Source organism: uncultured Thalassolituus sp. (genome assembly GCF_950066645.1).
In the GTDB taxonomy this organism is placed as follows: Bacteria; Pseudomonadota; Gammaproteobacteria; order Pseudomonadales; family Oceanobacteraceae; genus Thalassolituus.
In genome coordinates, this window is record NZ_CATMFB010000007.1 from 98,185 (window position 1) to 115,750 (window position 17,566).

At 54.5% G+C, this 17,566-nt stretch carries 19 protein-coding genes; 10 read left to right on the plus strand and 9 right to left on the minus strand.

Annotated features, from left to right (window positions below; translation table 11 throughout):
- Positions 1–35: 35 nt before the first annotated feature.
- The 5 genes from Q1L85_RS07995 to Q1L85_RS08015 all read right to left on the minus strand — a co-directional run bounded on the left by Q1L85_RS07995 (position 36) and on the right by Q1L85_RS08015 (position 5,721).
- Positions 36–3,224: an efflux RND transporter permease subunit gene (locus tag Q1L85_RS07995; protein ID WP_300432809.1), complete on the minus strand. Its 3,189-nt coding sequence runs from the start codon at positions 3,222–3,224 to the stop codon at positions 36–38.
- Positions 3,225–3,227: 3 nt separating this feature from the next.
- Positions 3,228–4,253, minus strand: a complete 1,026-nt coding sequence (locus tag Q1L85_RS08000) for an efflux RND transporter periplasmic adaptor subunit (RefSeq protein WP_300432811.1) — start codon at positions 4,251–4,253, stop codon at positions 3,228–3,230.
- Positions 4,254–4,362: 109 nt separating this feature from the next.
- Positions 4,363–5,016 carry a TIGR01621 family pseudouridine synthase gene (locus Q1L85_RS08005; protein ID WP_300428370.1) on the minus strand — a complete coding sequence of 218 codons (654 nt, stop codon included), beginning with the start codon at positions 5,014–5,016 and terminating at the stop codon, positions 4,363–4,365.
- Positions 5,013–5,165, minus strand: a complete 153-nt coding sequence (locus Q1L85_RS08010; protein ID WP_300428371.1) for a cell developmental protein SirA — start codon at positions 5,163–5,165, stop codon at positions 5,013–5,015. The genes Q1L85_RS08005 and Q1L85_RS08010 overlap by 4 nt, the downstream gene beginning before the upstream one ends.
- Positions 5,166–5,181: 16 nt before the next feature.
- A complete protein-coding gene (locus Q1L85_RS08015; protein WP_300428372.1) occupies positions 5,182–5,721 on the minus strand; it encodes an outer membrane beta-barrel protein in 540 nt (179 codons plus the stop codon).
- A gap of 122 nt (positions 5,722–5,843) precedes the next feature.
- Here Q1L85_RS08015 and Q1L85_RS08020 point away from each other — a divergent pair, with 122 nt between their 5' ends.
- Genes Q1L85_RS08020 through Q1L85_RS08030 form a run of 3 tightly spaced genes read left to right on the plus strand, consistent with a single transcriptional unit; the run spans position 5,844 to position 6,801 of the window.
- Positions 5,844–6,215 carry a hypothetical protein gene (locus Q1L85_RS08020; protein ID WP_300428373.1) on the plus strand — a complete coding sequence of 124 codons (372 nt, stop codon included), beginning with the start codon at positions 5,844–5,846 and terminating at the stop codon, positions 6,213–6,215.
- Between the two features lie 16 nt (positions 6,216–6,231).
- Positions 6,232–6,483 carry a YkgJ family cysteine cluster protein gene (locus Q1L85_RS08025; RefSeq protein WP_300428374.1) on the plus strand — a complete coding sequence of 84 codons (252 nt, stop codon included), beginning with the start codon at positions 6,232–6,234 and terminating at the stop codon, positions 6,481–6,483.
- Positions 6,484–6,489: 6 nt separating this feature from the next.
- On the plus strand, positions 6,490–6,801 hold the full coding sequence (locus tag Q1L85_RS08030) for a YqfO family protein (protein ID WP_300428375.1): 312 nt from the start codon (positions 6,490–6,492) through the stop codon (positions 6,799–6,801).
- A gap of 24 nt (positions 6,802–6,825) precedes the next feature.
- Here Q1L85_RS08030 and Q1L85_RS08035 read toward each other — a convergent pair whose 3' ends face one another.
- Together Q1L85_RS08035 and Q1L85_RS08040 are read right to left on the minus strand one after the other, a co-directional pair.
- Positions 6,826–7,371, minus strand: a complete 546-nt coding sequence (locus Q1L85_RS08035; protein ID WP_300428376.1) for an NUDIX hydrolase — start codon at positions 7,369–7,371, stop codon at positions 6,826–6,828.
- 40 nt (positions 7,372–7,411) lie between these two features.
- Positions 7,412–7,750, minus strand: coding sequence for a DUF3135 domain-containing protein (locus tag Q1L85_RS08040; RefSeq protein ID WP_300428378.1), 339 nt, complete (start codon positions 7,748–7,750; stop codon positions 7,412–7,414).
- A 323-nt stretch (positions 7,751–8,073) separates the two neighbouring features.
- On the opposite strand from Q1L85_RS08040, the gene Q1L85_RS08045 reads away from it, so the two are divergent.
- The 5 genes from Q1L85_RS08045 (at position 8,074) to Q1L85_RS08065 (ending at position 12,127) form a co-directional block, all read left to right on the plus strand.
- Positions 8,074–8,700, plus strand: coding sequence for a CoA pyrophosphatase (locus Q1L85_RS08045; protein WP_300432815.1), 627 nt, complete (start codon positions 8,074–8,076; stop codon positions 8,698–8,700).
- 17 nt (positions 8,701–8,717) lie between these two features.
- Positions 8,718–9,242: a gamma carbonic anhydrase family protein gene (locus Q1L85_RS08050; protein ID WP_300428106.1), complete on the plus strand. Its 525-nt coding sequence runs from the start codon at positions 8,718–8,720 to the stop codon at positions 9,240–9,242.
- Between the two features lie 7 nt (positions 9,243–9,249).
- A complete protein-coding gene (locus Q1L85_RS08055; protein WP_300428104.1) occupies positions 9,250–9,447 on the plus strand; it encodes a DUF1289 domain-containing protein in 198 nt (65 codons plus the stop codon).
- Positions 9,448–9,468: 21 nt separating this feature from the next.
- The gene (purT, locus tag Q1L85_RS08060) at positions 9,469–10,665 is read left to right on the plus strand and encodes a formate-dependent phosphoribosylglycinamide formyltransferase (RefSeq protein ID WP_300428103.1); all 1,197 of its coding nucleotides are present in this window, start codon (positions 9,469–9,471) and stop codon (positions 10,663–10,665) included.
- Between the two features lie 124 nt (positions 10,666–10,789).
- Positions 10,790–12,127 carry a DUF1329 domain-containing protein gene (locus tag Q1L85_RS08065; RefSeq protein WP_300432818.1) on the plus strand — a complete coding sequence of 446 codons (1,338 nt, stop codon included), beginning with the start codon at positions 10,790–10,792 and terminating at the stop codon, positions 12,125–12,127.
- Position 12,128: 1 nt separating this feature from the next.
- On the opposite strand, the gene Q1L85_RS08070 is transcribed toward Q1L85_RS08065, so the two are convergent.
- Together Q1L85_RS08070 and Q1L85_RS08075 are read right to left on the minus strand one after the other, a co-directional pair.
- Positions 12,129–13,790 carry a PAS domain-containing protein gene (locus Q1L85_RS08070; RefSeq protein ID WP_300428101.1) on the minus strand — a complete coding sequence of 554 codons (1,662 nt, stop codon included), beginning with the start codon at positions 13,788–13,790 and terminating at the stop codon, positions 12,129–12,131.
- 100 nt (positions 13,791–13,890) lie between these two features.
- Entirely contained in the window at positions 13,891–15,711 is a 1,821-nt protein-coding gene (locus tag Q1L85_RS08075; protein WP_300428100.1) for a diguanylate cyclase, read from the minus strand.
- Between the two features lie 146 nt (positions 15,712–15,857).
- Here Q1L85_RS08075 and Q1L85_RS08080 point away from each other — a divergent pair, with 146 nt between their 5' ends.
- Both Q1L85_RS08080 and Q1L85_RS08085 read left to right on the plus strand, forming a co-directional pair.
- A complete protein-coding gene (locus tag Q1L85_RS08080; RefSeq protein ID WP_300428099.1) occupies positions 15,858–16,277 on the plus strand; it encodes a MerR family transcriptional regulator in 420 nt (139 codons plus the stop codon).
- A complete protein-coding gene (locus Q1L85_RS08085) occupies positions 16,267–17,526 on the plus strand; it encodes a permease (protein WP_300428098.1) in 1,260 nt (419 codons plus the stop codon). The genes Q1L85_RS08080 and Q1L85_RS08085 overlap by 11 nt, the downstream gene beginning before the upstream one ends.
- Positions 17,527–17,566: the final 40 nt, after the last annotated feature.

Sequence of the window (17,566 nt, forward strand, 5' to 3'; positions counted from 1 at the left end):
AGGCGACAGTGCCTGACACTGTCGCTTATCTGTTTTTACTTGTCCGTCAGGCGGGATTTCAAGGCTGTGAAGTAGAGCAGAGGTATGACAATGAGCGTCAGCACGGTCGATACCAGAATGCCGAAGATCAGAGATATCGCCAGACCGTTAAAGATCGGGTCGTCAAGAATAAAGAAAGCACCGGTCATTGCCGCGACGCCGGTCAGTACGATCGGTTTGGAACGTACCGCCGCCGAGGTGACGACTGCGTCTTCAAAGCGCATACCTTCGTCGAGTTTCTGGTTGATGAAGTCCACCAGAAGAATCGAGTTACGCACAATAATGCCGGCGAGGGCGATCATGCCGATCATTGAGGTCGCGGTGAACTGAGCACCGAAGAGTGCGTGCCCCGGCATCACGCCAATCACTGTCAGTGGAATCGGGGCCATGATGACCAGCGGCACCAGATAGGAGCGGAACTGAGCGACGACCAGCAGGTATATCAGGATCATACCGATGGCGTAGGCGATTCCCATGTCCCGGAAGGTTTCGTAGGTAATCTGCCATTCGCCATCCCATTTGATTTCGGTACGGTCAGCCATCGGAGGTTGCTGAATAAACCATTGGGGCCAGTCCATCCCATGGTCTGGCATATCCATCGCCATGCTGAAGAGACCGTACAGTGGGCTGTCGAGTTCGCCGGCCATGTCGGCAGTTACGAACACCACGGGTTTCAGGTTTTTCCGGTAAATTGTTTTTTCAACCAGGCTTTCTTCGATATTGATGAGATCGGCCAGCGCGACAAATTGCCCGTCCGCTGCCCGCACTTTCAGAGTCAGCAGATTATTGAGGTCGGTTTTTCCGGCCTCGTGCATTTCCAGGCGCACCGGGGTAGGGTATTTGTGTTGCCCGGTGTGCAGGTAACTGACATCTTCCCCTCCAAGTGCCGTATTGATTGCCTGAACAATCTCAGCCTGTGCAACGCCCGCCTGAGAGGCCCGCTGACGGTCGATCCGGATCAGCCATTTTTTCTGATCCTGCTCTACCATATCGTCGCTATCGACAATGTCCGGGGTGCTCTCAAAGAGTTGTCTGAGTGTCTGGGCTGCACTGATCTGACCTTCGTAATCCGGGCCATAGACTTCCGCCACAATCGGAGCCATCACCGGTGGTCCGGGAGGAACTTCAACGATTTTCACGTTCGCGTTCAGTCGCTCACCGATCGCCTGAAGTGGCTCCCGTACTGACAGGGCGATCGCGTGTGACTGCCGGCCACGCAGATGCTTATCAACCAGGTTGACCTGAATATCGCCCTGATGAGGCAGGCTGCGCAGGTAGTACTGGCGAACCAGGCCGTTAAAATTAATAGGTGCCGCTGACGCAGCGTAGAGCTGAAGGTCTTTGACTTCAGGAACCGCGAGCAGCTCTTCGGATAATGCTTCCAGCACGACAAGTGTCTGCTCGGCGGGGGTGCCTTCGGGCATATCGACGATGATCTGGAACTCGGATTTGTTATCGAACGGCAGCATCTTCATTACCACCGCAGTGAACACAGGTAAGGAGACGGCCAGGGCAATCATAAGTGTGATCCCCCCGAACAGCATGCCGCGTTTTTTGCCTGCGTTTTTTCCCTCCAGAAACGGACGCATTGTCTTCTCAAAGACAGCCTGCAGGCGCGAGTCACCTTCTTCTTTGTGGATATCAGACTGATGATGGCCTGAGCGCTGCAGAAGCCGGTACGACAGCCAGGGCGTGACAACAAACGCAACCACCAGAGAAATAAGCATGCCGGTGGACGCATTGATCGGGATCGGGCTCATGTACGGCCCCATCAGTCCTGATACAAACGCCATTGGCATCAGTGCAGCAATCACCGTGAAGGTCGCGAGTATGGTGGGGCCGCCCACTTCGTCGACTGCAGCAGGAATGACCTCCAGCAGGTTCTTCGCGCCTTTCTGAAGGTGGCGGTGGATGTTTTCGACCACAACAATGGCATCATCGACGAGAATACCGATGGAGAAAATAAGTGCGAACAACGAGACACGATTCAGCGTGAAGCCCCATACCCAGCTTGCAAACAGTGTGATGGCGAGGGTAATAAAAATAGCGCCGCCGACAATCAGGGCTTCTCGCCAGCTCATGGTGACTAATACCAGAATGACTACCGCGGCGGTTGCAAACAGGAGCTTAGCAATCAGCTTATCGGACTTATCTTTCGCAGTCGTGCCGTAATCGCGGGTAATTTCGATCTGGATATTGTCAGGAATCAGGCGATTTTTCTGCGCACTGATACGTGCCTCGATCGCGCGTGTGATATCGACGGCGTTCATGCCGGGTTGTTTGGCAATGGCAAGGGTGACCGCTGGCTGGCTCTGCTCCATACCGGGGGCAAGATATCTGACGAAGTTTTCTGGCGTGTCAGTGCCAAGGCGGATGTCAGCCACGTCAGCCAGATAGACAACACCATTCTGAGAGCGGCCAACAATCAACTGGCCGATCTCATCGGTGTTCTGCAGAAATGCCCCCGCCTGGATCTGAATCACCTCGTTATTCTGAATCAGGTTCTGGCGATAACCTCCGGCATTGGCACTGAGCAGGGCATGGCGGACATCATTGAACGCCAGTGCGTGGCCGTTCATTCTGGCGGGGTCGAGACGGACTTCAACCACCGCATTGCGGGCACCCAGAGTATAGATATCCCGCGTTCCGGGAATCTGCTTGAGGTCCGATTCAAGTGTATGCGCGAGTGCCGTCAGATCCGCGGCGCTGACGTCGGTGTCGACGCTGCGCAGCGTCAGGCTCATGATGGGCACATCGTCGATGCCCATGGGTTTGATCAGGGGCTCTGACACCCCAAGATTGGCTGGAAACCAGTCGTTATTGCTGTGCACCTGGTTATAGAGATTCAGTATGGCCTCTTCACGCGGAATGCCGACTTCGAACGCCACTGTGATAATGGCCTGACCCGGCTGACTGATGGAAAAAATTTCATCGACGCCTTTGATCTCAGACAGCACCTGTTCTGCAGGCACAGATACGAGTTGCTCGACCTCGCGTGCACTGGCGCCCGCAAACCCGATGAAGACATTCGCAAAGGTCACATCAATCTGCGGCTCTTCCTCCTTGGGCGTGACCATGATGGCAAAGAAGCCGAGCAGAAGGCCAACCAGTGCCAGCAAGGGAGTAATCGCGGAGTTCTGGAATGCTTTTGCGGTTCTGCCCGAAATGCCCAATGGTTGTGTCATCACTTATTCTCCGGCAGTGGCGATGTCTTGCAGAGTCATGAGTGCGTCATCTGAAATAGTCTCACCGGACCTCAGACCCGCGAGAATCTCAATGTAGGAGGCGCCCTCCTGCTGGAAGCGCTGGCCTGCGCGCACCTGACGCAGGCTGTATTTCCCCTGATCATGCACGTAGACCGCAGTCATCTCGCCACGGGTCAGGAGCGCAGACTCGGGGATGGCGACACCCTGGCGTTCTCCGGTGCGGAATGTAAGCTTCAGCCATTGTCCGGGCATCAGTTGATCTGATGCGTCTGCCGGAATGGTCGCCCGCAGACGCACACTGTGCTGCTGCGGATCTGCATAGGGAAAGAGTGTAGCGGACTCGGGTGCGATATCGCTGGGGCCAGAGATGCTGAGTTGTGAAACGTCGTTAAACTGGCTCGCGAGCCGTTGCGGCAGATCAGTCACGACGCGGAGTTTTGTGGGGGAATAGCCGCTCATCAGTGGCTGGCCGGGATTAATCAGTTCGCCCACTTCGACGTGGCGGGCGGTGATGATGCCAGCGTAGGGAGCACTCACCCGGGTGTACGAAAGCTGGGCCTGCGCCTGCGTCAGAGCGGCTCTGGCTGCGGCAACACTGGCGGCCGTACTGCCTGCCTGCGCGACACTCCGGTCGTATTCACCCTCAGACAGCGTGCCTTGTTTCTGCAGTCGGGTATTGCGCTTCAGCAGCGCCTGGGCATCATCGTTCAGGGCCCGGGCCTGGGCCAACGCGGCGTCGGCCTGAGCAACCTCTGCACGGGCCTGAGTATCATCAATCTCGATCAACAGATCCCCTTGATTGACCCGATCGTTAACATCGCCATGCACCGCACGGATGACGCCGGACGTCTGCGCTGAAATCGTTCCAGAGTTTACTGGCTCGACTCTGGCTTCAAGCGCGTACACGGAGGGAATGGCGACGTCTGCCAACAGCAGGTCGGCTGCCATTGCCTGCGGTGTGAAAAATACGCCCAGGGCTGCACCTATCAGTAAACCACGTGCCTGCATTCTCTGTTCCTCCGTGTCGGGTTGAGTAGACTGTCAATATAACAATATTACTATTTGGTAATATGCTAATTAAAGACGATCCGATACGCAAGTCAAACCCGCAGAGATGTCAGAGGTTCAGGTTAAAAGGGGTCTGCCAGTCAGCCGGTAGCTCCGGCCAGCATTCCGCGGGGGCAGATGTCAGCGTAACAGGGCCATCAGGTGCAGTAATTCTGAGCATCCAGGCGTGCAGATACGTACGTTCGGCTTTTTCGCCGCCATATCTCTGATCGCCGAGGATGGGCGTGCCCAGACTTTTCATCGCGACTCTCAGTTGATGGGTGCGTCCGGTCTTGGGGCTGAGAAGAAAGAGGCGTTTGCCTGAGCTTTCGTCAAAGTGACTGAGAAACCGGGTGATGGCTGGATTGTCGGTCTGGCGCAGCAGCTTGTAACTGCCGTTGCGGCTTTTCGCCATATCGCCTTTGATCCAACCCTGTTTTTTGGATGGTTTGCCTGAGCCCACGGCGAGATAGAACTTTTCTGCGCGGCGCTGAGCGAATTCTTCTGAAAGAAAGGCGGCGGTGTCTGCCCGGGTAGCAAACAGCAGAATACCGGAAGTTACTTTATCCAACCGGTGGACAGGCCAGAGAGGGTGCTGCAGCTGAGCTTCCAGCTGAGCGACAAAACCGGCACTGCCATCTTCGCTGTGAAAGCTGATCCCGGCAGGTTTTTCGGCAGCGAGCCAGCCATCACCCCGGGCGATGACCCGGAACTGACGGCTCAACGGCCTTCCTGTTCCATCAGTTCAAGCAGGCGGCGAACCAGGGCTTCAAAGAGTTCAGCCTGGCGGTTGCCGGATTCTGCCGTCATGCTGTACATCAGACTCTCGATTTCGGAGCGTGACATATATTTCACAGTCACCGGATTGGTCATGCTTTTATCCTTGTCTTCAGAAACGGTAGCTAAAAAACAGGTTGCCTAACACAGGTGCCGGGGGAGTGTTCTCGCCCGTGGCAAACTTGTTTTCCATACGGTAGTCGCGGGTATCCCGGTAGGTGGCGGCGATATCCAGCGTTACAGGGCCAACCTGCCAGCCCGTACCCAACTGCCATCCCCAACCATTGAATATCTCGGGGTTCTTGCGGCCATCGCGTTCGATACGGATGACTTCGCGATGCCAGGCCGGGCCGGTGTAGATACGGAAACCCGGCTGCGCCAGTCCGTAACCCAGCATCATCTGGGTTTCATAGCCCCAGAGGGAGACGTCGCCGTCGTCCTGGCTGTAGAGAATAAATCGTGAACCGTGGTAGTTATCCTGAGGGAACTCCGCCATCAGAGTCACCCCTGTATGTTTTCCGTCCGGCATATAGTCAGGAGCAGGGTGAACATCATAGCGGAGCATACCCAGGCCGACCCTGAAGTTAGTGGGTTCTGCAACGGCGGGCAATGTGATCAGGGCAGAGAGCGCAAGGGACAGTAAAACACGCATTGGATGTTTCCAGGATAAATCGTCGCGCAAGGCTATCCCAGTGCGGGCAGACAGGCAAGCCGGGGTAACAGAGCTACACTGTTTCACTGGGCATCGAATCCGGCCTGAAGGGAGTGAAAACTATGTTAAGAGCCATCTTTACACTGATTTCTGTCGCACTGGTACCGGTTTCTGCGGCATTTGATGCTGAGAAATGGGCCGACACTCACCTGAAATCAGCGCAGCATCAGGCGATGGCAGACTATCAGGAAGGTCGCATCGGCTTAGTGGGATTCATTGTTGCTGATGGGGAAGAAGTGCCTGCCCGTGATCAGGCAGGTTCACGCGATATGCCCGTGCGGATGCTGAACAGAGACTGGCATCGGCAGGTGGACATACAACAGCATCCATCACTGCTGTTCCGGACAAGGGGTTACGCGCTGCGTTACAACCTGAAAATGTTGCAGTTGCTGAAGCGTCAGGAGTATCAGGATAGAATGAAGTACCGATACTGACCTGTGCTGAATTCTGATGGAATGCCGAGTCGGGTGTGGCGCCTGCTGCATCGCACCCTCTATCACATCACCTATCCCCGGTATGCCCCAGGGCAAGCCTGCCGGTGTCCGCTGTGTGCAGTTGGGCGCCGATAATCTCTGCATGATTTTTGGTCAACCGGAGCGCCCTCAGGTCTGTCTGCGTTTTCAGGCTGACTCAGAAGTGTGCGGTGATTCCGATGATGACGCTCTGCAGAATCTGATCTTTCTCGAAAACCTGACGCAGTGATCTCCAATGTATAAGTTCGTATTTTTTGTGCCTGAGAGCCATGCCGAGACTGTTAAGCAAGCTGTGTTTGCAACGGGTGCAGGGCGCATAGGTGATTACGACTCCTGTTGCTGGCAGGTATTGGGTACCGGCCAGTTCCGCCCTTTAGCTGGGGCTCAGCCTCATCTGGGTGAAGTGGGATCATTAGAAACCGTACATGAGTACCGGATTGAGCTGGTCTGCGAAGATTCGCTGATCCGTTCGGCGGTGAGTGCGATGAAGCTGGCTCATCCTTATGAAGAGCCAGCGTATGACGTCTGGCGCCTTGAGGACATCTGACTGCTCGAAGATCCGCAGCGGCAGTCAGTCGTCTCCGGCATGAATTGCCTGATCGGGGCGGATGTCGAAAACGTGAGGCCCTGCGGCCTGATTAAGAAACAGTTTCAGGGTTTCCCCCACCGTCGGGAAAGCCAGCTCATCCCAGGGAATGTCTTCCGGGGAAAATAACCTGACCTCCAGACTTTCTTCTCCGGCACTGAACTCTTCCCGTGGCATCTGCGCAAGAAAGAATATGTGCACCTGGCTGATATGTGGAACTGTGATCATGCTGAACAGGGCACCCAGTTCGACCGGGGCGCTGGCTTCTTCCAGAGTTTCCCGGATGGCGGCTTCTTCGGTAGATTCACCGTTCTCCATAAAGCCGGCCGGCAGAGTCCAGTAGCCTTTGCGGGGAGAAATAGCGCGTTTGCAGAGGAGTATGCGTCCCTCATACACGGGCAGGGTGCCTGCAACAATCCGCGGATTATCATAAAAGATACTGTCACAGCTGGAGCAGACGTAGCGCGGGCGGTTGTCGCCATCAGGAATGCGCCATTCAATATCGGCGCGGCAGAAACTGCAGTATTTCATCGGGCTCCCCCGGGTGAATGACCCGGGAGAGTATAAAGAATCAGCTGTTCGCCTGCATAGGGAAGGCAACGATGGTCGCCGGTTTTGCTGGCTCGAAGGTTTCAAGCGCAGCATCCACGGGTTCACCGATGGCTGAGTTCAGGGTCTGGCGCAGGGTGTAGAGTGAGTCGTGCATCATCTTAGAGATGCGTACACAGGCCCCCATTGGATTGCCTGCGCGGCGGCGCTCCATATCTATCTGAAACTGCAGGCCCCGCAGGCGGCGGTGACAGGCTTCAGGTGCTTCTGCAATGGTATCTTCGATCAGTTGCAGACGGATGCGCTCAAGTGCTTCCGGATCTGTTTTCGCCAGGCGGACCATTTCGTCAAAAGATGGCATTTCCACGTTAAATACCTCGTTCTGTGACCACGTCAGTGGAATGTCGCGTAATTTGCAAAGTTCGGAATTTAGTCTACCCCAGATAAATTGGCCCAAACATCCATCCTGGCGATTGTTTAACCTGTCTAACTAACTGAAATATAAACAAAAAAATGTGACTGTAACTTTGTGTTAACTGAAAAAGTCCTTTAAAAACAGATAGTTAATCAAGTGTTCAGAGAAAGGTTTCACGGAAAGTTGAGATCATTTAGCGATCAGAATGACAGGTTTAATAATAACAAGTTCTTATTGATGGTCATATATCGCCAATTTTGAGGTGTGCGGTGTCGTTTTTTCTGACGCTGGCTCACTTTATCGACAGACCTTACAATAGGCCCATGACAGAACATGAACTTCACCAGTATCTGAGCAGCCGCCTGGCTACGCACTCTCCCCGCAGGGTTCCACAGCCCGATCTCGCGGAGGCGGGAGTATTGGTAGCGATCACTGCAGAGGCAGAGCCACGGGTCCTGTTGACGCTGCGCGGATCTAATCTGTCTTCTCATCAGGGAGAGGTCGCGTTTCCGGGCGGTAAGCGCGACGCGACTGATCATAATATCGTGATGACGGCACTCCGCGAGGCGGAAGAAGAGGTGGGTCTGCGTCCTGATCAGGTCACCGTTCTGGGGGAGCTCGATCAGGTCGTTTCACGATTCGGTTATCTGGTGACGCCTGTGCTGGGAATCATTCCGCCGGGCCTTAATCATGTGGCTAACCCGGGAGAGCTTGAGGCGGTGTTTGAAGTGCCGTTGTCGCATTTCCGTCAGACGCCCAGTCGCTATTTCGAACGTGGTAACATCCGCATTCCCAGCTACGACTATGAGAATTTTCATATCTGGGGACTGACAGCCATGATGATTGCAGAAATGATGAACAATTTCTGGGATTGCGACATCAGCTACCGGTTCTGATGCAATTGGAGAATTCTATGTTTTACCGACTCGGACAACGAGTTCCAAAAAAAGGCGACGCGGTCTTCGTGGCGGACAATGCACGTGTGATTGGCGATGTTGTACTGGAAGATCAGTGCAGTATCTGGTTTGGCGCCATCCTCCGTGGCGATAACGATACGATCACGATTGGCCGACAGTCGAATGTCCAGGACGGCGCGGTTCTGCACACAGACCCGGGCATTAAACTGACCCTGGGGCAGGGGGTGACGGTGGGGCATCAGGCGATGCTGCACGGCTGTGAGGTTGGAGACTACTCTCTGGTTGGCATTCATGCGGTGATTCTGAATGGTGCGAAAATCGGCAAGCACTGCATCATCGGAGCAAATGCACTGGTGCCCGAAGGGATGGAAATACCCGATGGTTCTCTGGTTGTTGGTGCCCCGGCGGTGATTAAACGTCAGTTGAACGATATGCAGAAAAAAATGCTGGAAGGTAGCGCTGCGCACTATGTTCACAACGCATCGCGCTACCTTGATCAGCTTGAAGCAGTGGAGCTCTGAGGTCGGTATGAGCCAGCAAGCAGTTCGCTCTCCCTGTGTCAGTATCTGTGCCCTTGATGGTGATGACGTCTGTATTGGCTGTTACCGCACAGGCGAAGAAATTTCCCGCTGGGGCGGTATGTCAGAAGACGAACGTCAGACAGTGATGAAGAAGGTTGCCGAGCGCGAGCAGGCCGCCATGAATTTTATACCCGTCAGTTCCTGACGGCCTCTCACGGATTTTTTTATGACCACGATTGGTACCCCTTTTTCGCCTGTGGCGACTCGCGTTCTGCTGTGTGGATCCGGTGAACTCGGCAAAGAAGTTGTGATTGAACTGCAGCGACTGGGTTGCGAAGTTATTGCCGTTGATCGCTACGATAACGCTCCCGCGATGCAGGTGGCCGATCGCAGTCATGTGATTTCAATGCTGGATGGCGACGCTCTGCGTGCTGTGATCGAACAGGAGCAGCCGCATCTGATCGTGCCTGAAATCGAAGCGATTGCGACGGATACGCTGGCGGCGCTTGAGTCTGAGGGATTCAATGTTGTTCCGACTGCGCGTGCTACCCAGTTAACGATGAACCGGGAAGGCATCCGTCGTCTGGCGGCAGAAACCCTGAAAGTGCCGACCTCGACCTATCGCTTTGCGGCCACCGAAGACGAATATCTGGCGGCGGTCAGAGAGATCGGCCTGCCGTGCCTGGTGAAACCGATCATGAGTTCTTCAGGCAAGGGCCAGAGTTTTGTTCGTAACCAGGATCAGGTGGCGGCTGCGTGGTCGTATGCGCAGGAAGGCGGCAGGGCAGGGAAAGGCAAGGTCATTGTTGAAGGCTTTGTGGATTTTGATTTCGAAATTACCCTCCTGACGATCCGCCACAACGATTGCGATGGCAACATAGTGACCAGCTTCTGCGACCCGATAGGACATCGCCAGGAAGATGGGGATTACCAGGAGTCGTGGCAGCCTCAGGCAATGACAGCCGATGCGTTGGCCGCAGCTCAGGACATCGCCCGCAAAGTCACTGATGAGCTGGGTGGTCGCGGCCTGTTTGGTGTTGAACTGTTTGTTAAAGGCGATGAGGTTATCTTCAGTGAGGTTTCTCCCCGCCCACACGATACCGGCCTGGTCACCCTGATTTCTCAGGATCTCTCTGAGTTCGCTCTGCACGCCCGCGCGATTCTCGGATTGCCCATACCTAACATCGTTCAGACCGGCCCGTCTGCTTCGTCGGTTCTGCTGGTGGCAGGTGATTCCAGTAGTATGCAGTACGGCAATCTGCTTCAGGCACTCAGACGCCCGGATACCCAACTTCGCCTGTTCGGTAAGCCGGAAGTGAAAGGCAAACGCCGTCTTGGCGTTGCTCTGTCCAGAAGCACGGATATCGAAAGCGCGCGTGAAATCGCCAATGCCGTTATCTCTGATATCTCAGTGACGCTCTGATCGCACGAAGGCCGACCGGAGTCTGCACGGGGCTCCGGTTTGTAGCATTTTTGTAACGCCTTCTTGTTTGGCCTGATACGACTAAGTACTCTGCCGGCCCATTAATCCGCAATGGGGCGAGAGAATGCTGACACGACTGATCCTTCCAATTCTCCTGGCGACCACTCTGCCTGTGATGGCTGATACGACGGGGCGTCAGTTTCCTTCTGCTGATCTGACGCCCACAGGAGCGCAGCTGGGTGGCAATGGTCGTGATATTCCCGCCTGGACGGGTGGACTGCCAAAATCAGACAGTCACGAGCCCGGTGCTTTCCATGCCGATCCTTTTATCGCGGATCAGCCTCTGTTTCGCATAACCGGCGCGAATATTGATCAGCATCGCGACCGTCTGACGGAAGGCCAGGTTGCGCTGTTAAAAACCTTTCCCGATTATTACCTTGAGGTGTATCAGACGCGCAGATCTGCGTCGTATCCTGATTATGTCTACCGGGCGATTGCAGATAACGCCAACAACGCGGAGCTGATCAAGTACGGCTCGGGCGTGCGTAACGCAACTATGTCTTCACCTTTTCCTGTGCCTCAGAATGGCCTTGAGGTTCTTTGGAACCACACACTGAGGTTCCGGGGGCATTCCAGCCAGTACTCGGCCGTTGCGGCAGCGGTCAATCGTGATGGTCAGCGGATGGAGACCCTCCGCGACTATAACTATTACTTCAAGTACAGCGAACCCGGTGCAACCGCGAAAGATATCGATAACACCATTTTTCTGCTGATGTTTAAAACCCTGGCGCCTGCACAGGTAGCCGGTGCTATTTCTCTGGTGCATGAAACGCTGGACCAGATCCGCTCGCCACGTAAATCATGGGTGTATCTGCCAGGGCAGAGACGCCTGCGCCGGACACCAGATCTGGGTTACGACACAACCGATGTGAACACCAACGGTATACGGACCATCGACCAGGTCGACATGTTTAATGGCGCACCAGATTATTATGACTGGGCGTTGATCGGTAAGCGTGAAATGTATATCCCATACAATGCTTATCGCCTGCATCAGGGCAGTCTGTCTTTAGACAGTATCCTGGGTGCGCAGCATATCAGTCCGTCTTTGCTGCGTTATGAAGCTCATCGTGTCTGGGTGGTTGAAGCAACACTCCGGGTCGGGTTCTCTCACCGCTATAACAAGCGCCGGTATTATTTCGACGAAGATACCTGGGCCATTATTTACGCGGAAGAATACGATGAAGATGGGCAGCTCTGGCAGGTCTCAGAAGCGCATATGATTAATTATTATGATGTTCCGCTGATGTATTCGACCCTTGAGGTAACGTATGACCTGAAGGACGGTCGCTACTATGCAGAAGGTCTGGATAATGAACGGAATCGCACTCTGGATTTCAGTAAAAATCTGAAAGAGCGCGATTTCTCACCAACGGCGGTCCGGCGTCAGGCGATTCGCTGAGTCAGCTGGTACTGAGTTTTTTCAGAGAGCGGGCCAGCACACTGACCCGTTCTCCGGTTTCCTGCACCAGCGTCTGGATCTGTGTTGCGGATTCTCCCGTCCGGGTCGCAAGGTTGCGTACTTCATCTGCAACTACAGCGAATCCGCGACCTGCTTCTCCTGCCCGGGCAGCTTCGATCGCAGCGTTGAGTGCCAGCAGGTTGGTCTGGGCAGAAATGTCATTAATCACTTTAATGATTTCAGAAATTTTCTCGCTGGACGCCAGTACCTGGCTCATTTCCTGATCGGTTACCCGGGATGCTTCAACTTTCGAGGTAACATCCAGGCCATAAATCACGATCTGTTTGACTTCGTTCACGCTGTTTTTAATTGGGCAGACAGACAGATTCATCCAGCATTTTTTATCACCGGCGGCATTCAGAGAATACTCACCGTTTACCTGTTCGCCTCGCAGCACGCGACCAAATTCACGCTCACCTATAATGGCACTGAGTTTACCTAATCGCTCCGCGGCTTCTTCTGGTTTACCGTAGCCCAGAATCTGGGTCATCAGAGGGTTAAGCGTCTGAAGGTGGCCGTTGGGGCTCCACTCACTGACAGCCGTTGTTGCCTCAATGCCCTCAACCCGTTTGGTGAATTCGAGCGAACGACTTTTTGTGTCAGTGATGTCTACCTGCACGGACACAAAGTTTTTTATCCATCCTGAGCTGTCGAAGACAGGGTCGACAGAGAGAGCGGTCCAGTAGGGCGTGCCATCTCTGTGGTAGTTGAGGATTTCTGTGTAGAAGCCTTCCTCGTTGCGAAGTTTTTCGCGGATAAAAGCAACGGTTTCCGGGTTGGTGTGTTTTCCCTGAAGAAAACTGCCGGGAGATTTACCTGTGATTTCTTCGCGGCTATAGCCTGTTTTATTCAGGAAGGCGTTGTTTGCATAGACGATCTTCCCTTCGGAGTCGGTGATGACGATGGAGTTGCTGCTGCAATCACTGACCATAGAGATCATCTGTACTTTTTTCTGAGTCTTTATGCTAGCGGTGATGTCGAGCGCGATCTTGATCACTTTGACCACGTTTCCGCGGTCATCTTTGATTGGCGTGTAGGTCGCCCTGAGCCAGATCTCGCTGCCGTCGCGACGGAAGCGGCGGAACTCACCATCGCTGGCTTTACCTTTGGCCAGCTGTTCCCAGAATTCTTTGTAGCCGGGTTGTTGCGCTTCTGTTTCGTCGACGAACATCCGGTGATGTTTGCCAGCGACTTCGGCAAGACTGTAGCCCATGGCTTTCTGAAAGAGCTCGTTGGCTGAAATAATTGTGCCGTCAGGTGAAAATTCGATCATTGCCGCCGTTTGGTTGATCGCTTTCAACGCCCCGGTAGCCGTTTCACCCGCATCGGGTTTGCGGGCGTGTAGTTGTATTATCCATTGCCTGAGGCCCTGGCCTGGCTTGTGTACGGGCGTAGCCACGAGTTCGACGCGGTCATTGCCAATGGCGATAAGGCCTGTGTGTCTGAAGGCTTCCTGGCGACGTATCAGTTTGTTAAGCGGTTCGTCTGATTCTGCGGTAAACAGATCATTCACTGTTTTGTTGTTGAGATCTGTATCGCCGAACTTGCCCGAAAACATGGGGCTGGCCTTGATAATCCTGCCTTCAGGGGTCAATTCAGCCATCGCGCTGCCCTGCCACAGGGCGTTAAACACATCTCGGTCATGAGAAGAGAAAATCATCGGAACAATCTCACCAGTCAGCCATATCGCTACAGCTTTCAGATTAGTTCACAGAATGAGAGTTCTCCAACTGGGACGGCTCGGTTTCTATCCGGTCTCTGCCATTCTGTTTCGCGCGGTAGAGCAACGCGTCCGCGCGATTGATGAGGTCTAGCCCTGACGTACCTGATTCAGGAATCGTCGTTATCAAACCAAAACTGGCGGTGAGTCTGGTTTCGTGGCCATCACTGGTGACGGGGGTATTCCTCAGAGCTGTTGCAATCGCCTCCGCCGTAAGCAGTGCTTTTTCATGTGGTGTGTCTTCCAGCAGAATCACAAACTCTTCGCCGCCAAGGCGAGCTGCGGTGCTGGAGGTCTCCGGGATCTCTGCCTGTATTCTTCTGGCTACTTCGACCAGACACGCATCTCCGAACGGGTGTCCATAGGTATCGTTGATCTGTTTGAAGTGGTCGATATCGGCAATCATCAACGATAGTGGCGTGGCTGTGTTCCGTGACTGAATCAGGCTGTTTTCCAGTCGCTGATCAAGGTGTCTGCGGTTACTCAGGCCTGTCAGTGGGTCGGTCAGGCTCATGTGCCGCAGTTTATCGTTCGCTTCTTCCAGATCCCGGGTGCGCTCCTGAACGAGATTGTCCAGCTCTTTGTTGAGGGTCTTCTCGGTGGTCAGTAACTGCTTCTGCGCATTCATCGTCGCCCGCTGAGCCTGAATGCGCAGCTTCTGTTCCCGATCAATGCGCTGAGACAGTGCCAGCGCATAGAAGACTGCCATGAGCAGGATACCAATGTCTGCAGCATGGTGAGTCAGCAGGCTGGGCTCTATCCAGCCGCTTTTGCCTGCGATATACAGAATGACGCCAATACCTGCAAAGATGGTAGCGCCCCCGCTGTAATAGGCGGGTTCATAATGATCGAGCATCCGGCGTACCTGGATGGTGATCACCACGATTACCGTCGATGAGGACAGTACGGTCATCAGACGAATCATAAAGCCGTAATCAAGTACTGAGATCAGGCAGAGTGCGGTGGCACAGGCGAACGTGAGACCCTGAGCTGCCATGGCATATCCCGGACGCGATGCTCTGACGCTCAGGGCGGTCAGGATAAACGACAACGCAGACATCAGTGCCAGTGCGTAGCTGACCAGAATCATAGTGTCGGCGTACAGGCGGTAGGTCGACCCGAAGTAGGTATGGGGCAGTCCCTGTAGTCCCGCGAGCGTCAGTGTCGAGAACAGAATAAACAGCGAATAAAGCAGGAAGCCCCGTTCCCGCAGCTGCAGAAACACCATGAACTGATAAATACCTATGCCGAGTAACGCGCCCAACAGCAGCACCTGAAAGGCAATCAGTGCCGTGGTCTGGCCGGTGTAGTGGGAGACATCCATGATTGCCAGAGGCACATTGAGGCTACCGGAGGTTTCTACCCGAAGCAGAACAGGAAGCGTTTCTCCTGCGGCCAGATCCAGGGGAATCGCAATGTTGGGTGCCAGCAGCGTCTGGCCGTTCAGTGGGCGTTGATCACCTGCAGATGCCAGCAGGCTGCTGTGTTCTGCGGTGCCCGTCCAGACGTCCACCTGATCCAGCAGAGGATTGGCAATTTCGAGTACCAGGTGACGGGCCTGCGGTGCGGTGTTTTTCAGTTCGAAACGAACCCAGAGAGGTGTCTTATCGAAACCAAAGGCGAGCGTGCCTCCGGACACTTCCCATGACTCGCTGGCGTCAGGCAGAGTATGGCTGTCGCGCCTGACATGCAGGTACTGGAGCCCTTCTGCCAGGCGCAACGAATGCACCTGAGCAGGGACTTCAATGACGCTGGAAAGTGCGGGCATGGCCAGAACCAGCAGGAAAAGTAGAAATCCTTTCATGAAAATGCCTGTAAAACGTTCTCTTTCAGTGTAGACGGGGTGAGCAGACCTGATGGCTGAAACACTTATATTTAACAGGCCTCTTGACCTGCGAGTAACTCAAAGGTTTATTCTGGCTCACAGATCAACGGGATAGGGTAAGTATTATGTCTGCAAGTTTGCGTGTACAGCAGGTTGCGACCCGCTTTTCGGTCAATGCCGATACTGTCCGTCACTATGTGCGGATCGGCCTGGTTCAGCCAGGTAAAGATGATTCGGGGTATCACAGATTTAATGACGAAGATCTGAAAGTACTGGGATTTATTCTGAACGCCCGGGAGTTGGGTTTCACGCTTGATGACATCCGACAGCTTCTCGATGACGCCGGACGGGGAGAATCTCCGTGCCCACACGCCCGTGAGTTAATTGAACTGCGGCTGTCACAGGCCCGGCAGAAGCTTGCGTCGCTTGAATCTCTGGTGCGGCGCATGGAAGACGCCACCCGTGCCTGGGAGGGCATGCCGGACTGTGAGCCCTGCGGCGAACATATCTGCCACCTGATTGAAGGAGCACAACATGAGTCATGATCAGAAACCCTCCTGCTGCGGCGGTGGGAGCGAAAGCGGTACAAAGGATAAAAGCAGTACAACGCAGGAAACCACAGGCTGTTGTGCAGAGAAGCCAGTGACGAAGAGCAGTTGCTGCAGCACTGAGCCGGTTGAATCCTCTCACTGTGCGACCACTCAACCCTCGGCAGCAGGCAGTTGTTGTGGCTCTGCTGCAACGCAGGAAGATGCTGGAGGCTGCTGCGCCCCAGAGGGTAAGCAATCACGCGACTGGATCATGTGGAGCTGTCTGCCAGCCGTGATTCTTGGTTACGCCGGCTATCTGCTGGTCGGTCATGACGGTACGGTTCCGGATTGGTTGGGCACCATGTTTCACACCAGTTACGAGATGGTCAACGCCATGTGGTGGGGCATTCTCTCGGCTGCGTTTTTCGTCGGTATTCTTGGCAGGATTCCCCGCGAGCTGGTCATGTCTGTGCTGGGTAAGGGCGGAAGTAAGCGGGGGGTCTTCCGGGCAACCGTCGCTGGCCTGATGCTGGACCTGTGTAATCACGGCATTCTGATGGTTGGCATGAAACTGTACGAACGGGGCGCAAGTATCGGTCAGGTGATGGCATTTCTGATCGCAAGCCCCTGGAATTCACTGACACTGACACTCATTCTGGTGGGCCTGATCGGCTTGCAATGGACCTTGCTCTTTATCGCAGCATCCATGGTGATTGCCTGGGTGAGTGGCTGGATTTTTGACCGACTGGTCGATCGCGGAACACTGCCCGAAAACCCAAACAGTGCAGATTTTACTCAGGTCGCTTTCTGGCCGACTTTGAAGGACACCTGGGGTGCCAACGACTGGTCTCCGCGTGCGTTGCTGTTGATGTTCTGGCAGGGCCTGAAGGAATCTAAGATGGTGCTGCGTTGGGTGGTGTTTGGCGTTGTGCTGGTGGCGCTTATTCGTGCGTTTGTTCCCCCCGAGAGCTTTGGTGTGTGGTTCGGGGCCAGTATGACAGGGCTGCTGTTGACTCTGTTGGCAACCACTCTGATTGAGGTCTGTTCGGAAGGCTCAAGCCCGATTGCAGCAGACCTGTTCAATCGTGCGGGTGCTCCGGGTAACGCCTTTACCTTTCTGATGGCAGGGGCGGCCACCGATTACACTGAGATCATGGCTCTCAAAGAAACGACCCGCAGCTGGAAGATTGCCCTGTTTCTGCCGTTGGTAACGGTACCGCAAGTGCTTCTTATCGGTTGGTTGATGAATACTTACGGCCTTTAACTTGCTATAGGTTTTACGCTCGGGATATTCTGTATAGGTT

Excerpts from the sequence above, each read along its gene's own strand:
- Q1L85_RS07995 (WP_300432809.1), bottom strand. The coding sequence starts at position 3,224 with ATGACACAACCATTGGGCATTTCGGGCAGAACCGCAAAAGCATTCCAG.
- purT (WP_300428103.1), top strand. The coding sequence starts at position 9,469 with ATGACCACGATTGGTACCCCTTTTTCGCCTGTGGCGACTCGCGTTCTG.
- Q1L85_RS08070 (WP_300428101.1), bottom strand. The coding sequence starts at position 13,790 with ATGGCTGAATTGACCCCTGAAGGCAGGATTATCAAGGCCAGCCCCATG.
- Q1L85_RS08080 (WP_300428099.1), top strand. The coding sequence starts at position 15,858 with ATGTCTGCAAGTTTGCGTGTACAGCAGGTTGCGACCCGCTTTTCGGTC.
- Q1L85_RS08020 (WP_300428373.1), top strand. The coding sequence starts at position 5,844 with ATGTTAAGAGCCATCTTTACACTGATTTCTGTCGCACTGGTACCGGTT.
- Q1L85_RS08025 (WP_300428374.1), top strand. The coding sequence starts at position 6,232 with ATGGAATGCCGAGTCGGGTGTGGCGCCTGCTGCATCGCACCCTCTATC.
- Q1L85_RS08050 (WP_300428106.1), top strand. The coding sequence starts at position 8,718 with ATGTTTTACCGACTCGGACAACGAGTTCCAAAAAAAGGCGACGCGGTC.
- Q1L85_RS08030 (WP_300428375.1), top strand. The coding sequence starts at position 6,490 with ATGTATAAGTTCGTATTTTTTGTGCCTGAGAGCCATGCCGAGACTGTT.
- Q1L85_RS08055 (WP_300428104.1), top strand. The coding sequence starts at position 9,250 with ATGAGCCAGCAAGCAGTTCGCTCTCCCTGTGTCAGTATCTGTGCCCTT.
- Q1L85_RS08000 (WP_300432811.1), bottom strand. The coding sequence starts at position 4,253 with ATGCAGGCACGTGGTTTACTGATAGGTGCAGCCCTGGGCGTATTTTTC.
- Q1L85_RS08040 (WP_300428378.1), bottom strand. The coding sequence starts at position 7,750 with ATGCCATCTTTTGACGAAATGGTCCGCCTGGCGAAAACAGATCCGGAA.
- Q1L85_RS08035 (WP_300428376.1), bottom strand. The coding sequence starts at position 7,371 with ATGAAATACTGCAGTTTCTGCCGCGCCGATATTGAATGGCGCATTCCT.
- Q1L85_RS08065 (WP_300432818.1), top strand. The coding sequence starts at position 10,790 with ATGCTGACACGACTGATCCTTCCAATTCTCCTGGCGACCACTCTGCCT.
- Q1L85_RS08085 (WP_300428098.1), top strand. The coding sequence starts at position 16,267 with ATGAGTCATGATCAGAAACCCTCCTGCTGCGGCGGTGGGAGCGAAAGC.
- Q1L85_RS08010 (WP_300428371.1), bottom strand. The coding sequence starts at position 5,165 with ATGACCAATCCGGTGACTGTGAAATATATGTCACGCTCCGAAATCGAG.
- Q1L85_RS08015 (WP_300428372.1), bottom strand. The coding sequence starts at position 5,721 with ATGCGTGTTTTACTGTCCCTTGCGCTCTCTGCCCTGATCACATTGCCC.
- Q1L85_RS08075 (WP_300428100.1), bottom strand. The coding sequence starts at position 15,711 with ATGAAAGGATTTCTACTTTTCCTGCTGGTTCTGGCCATGCCCGCACTT.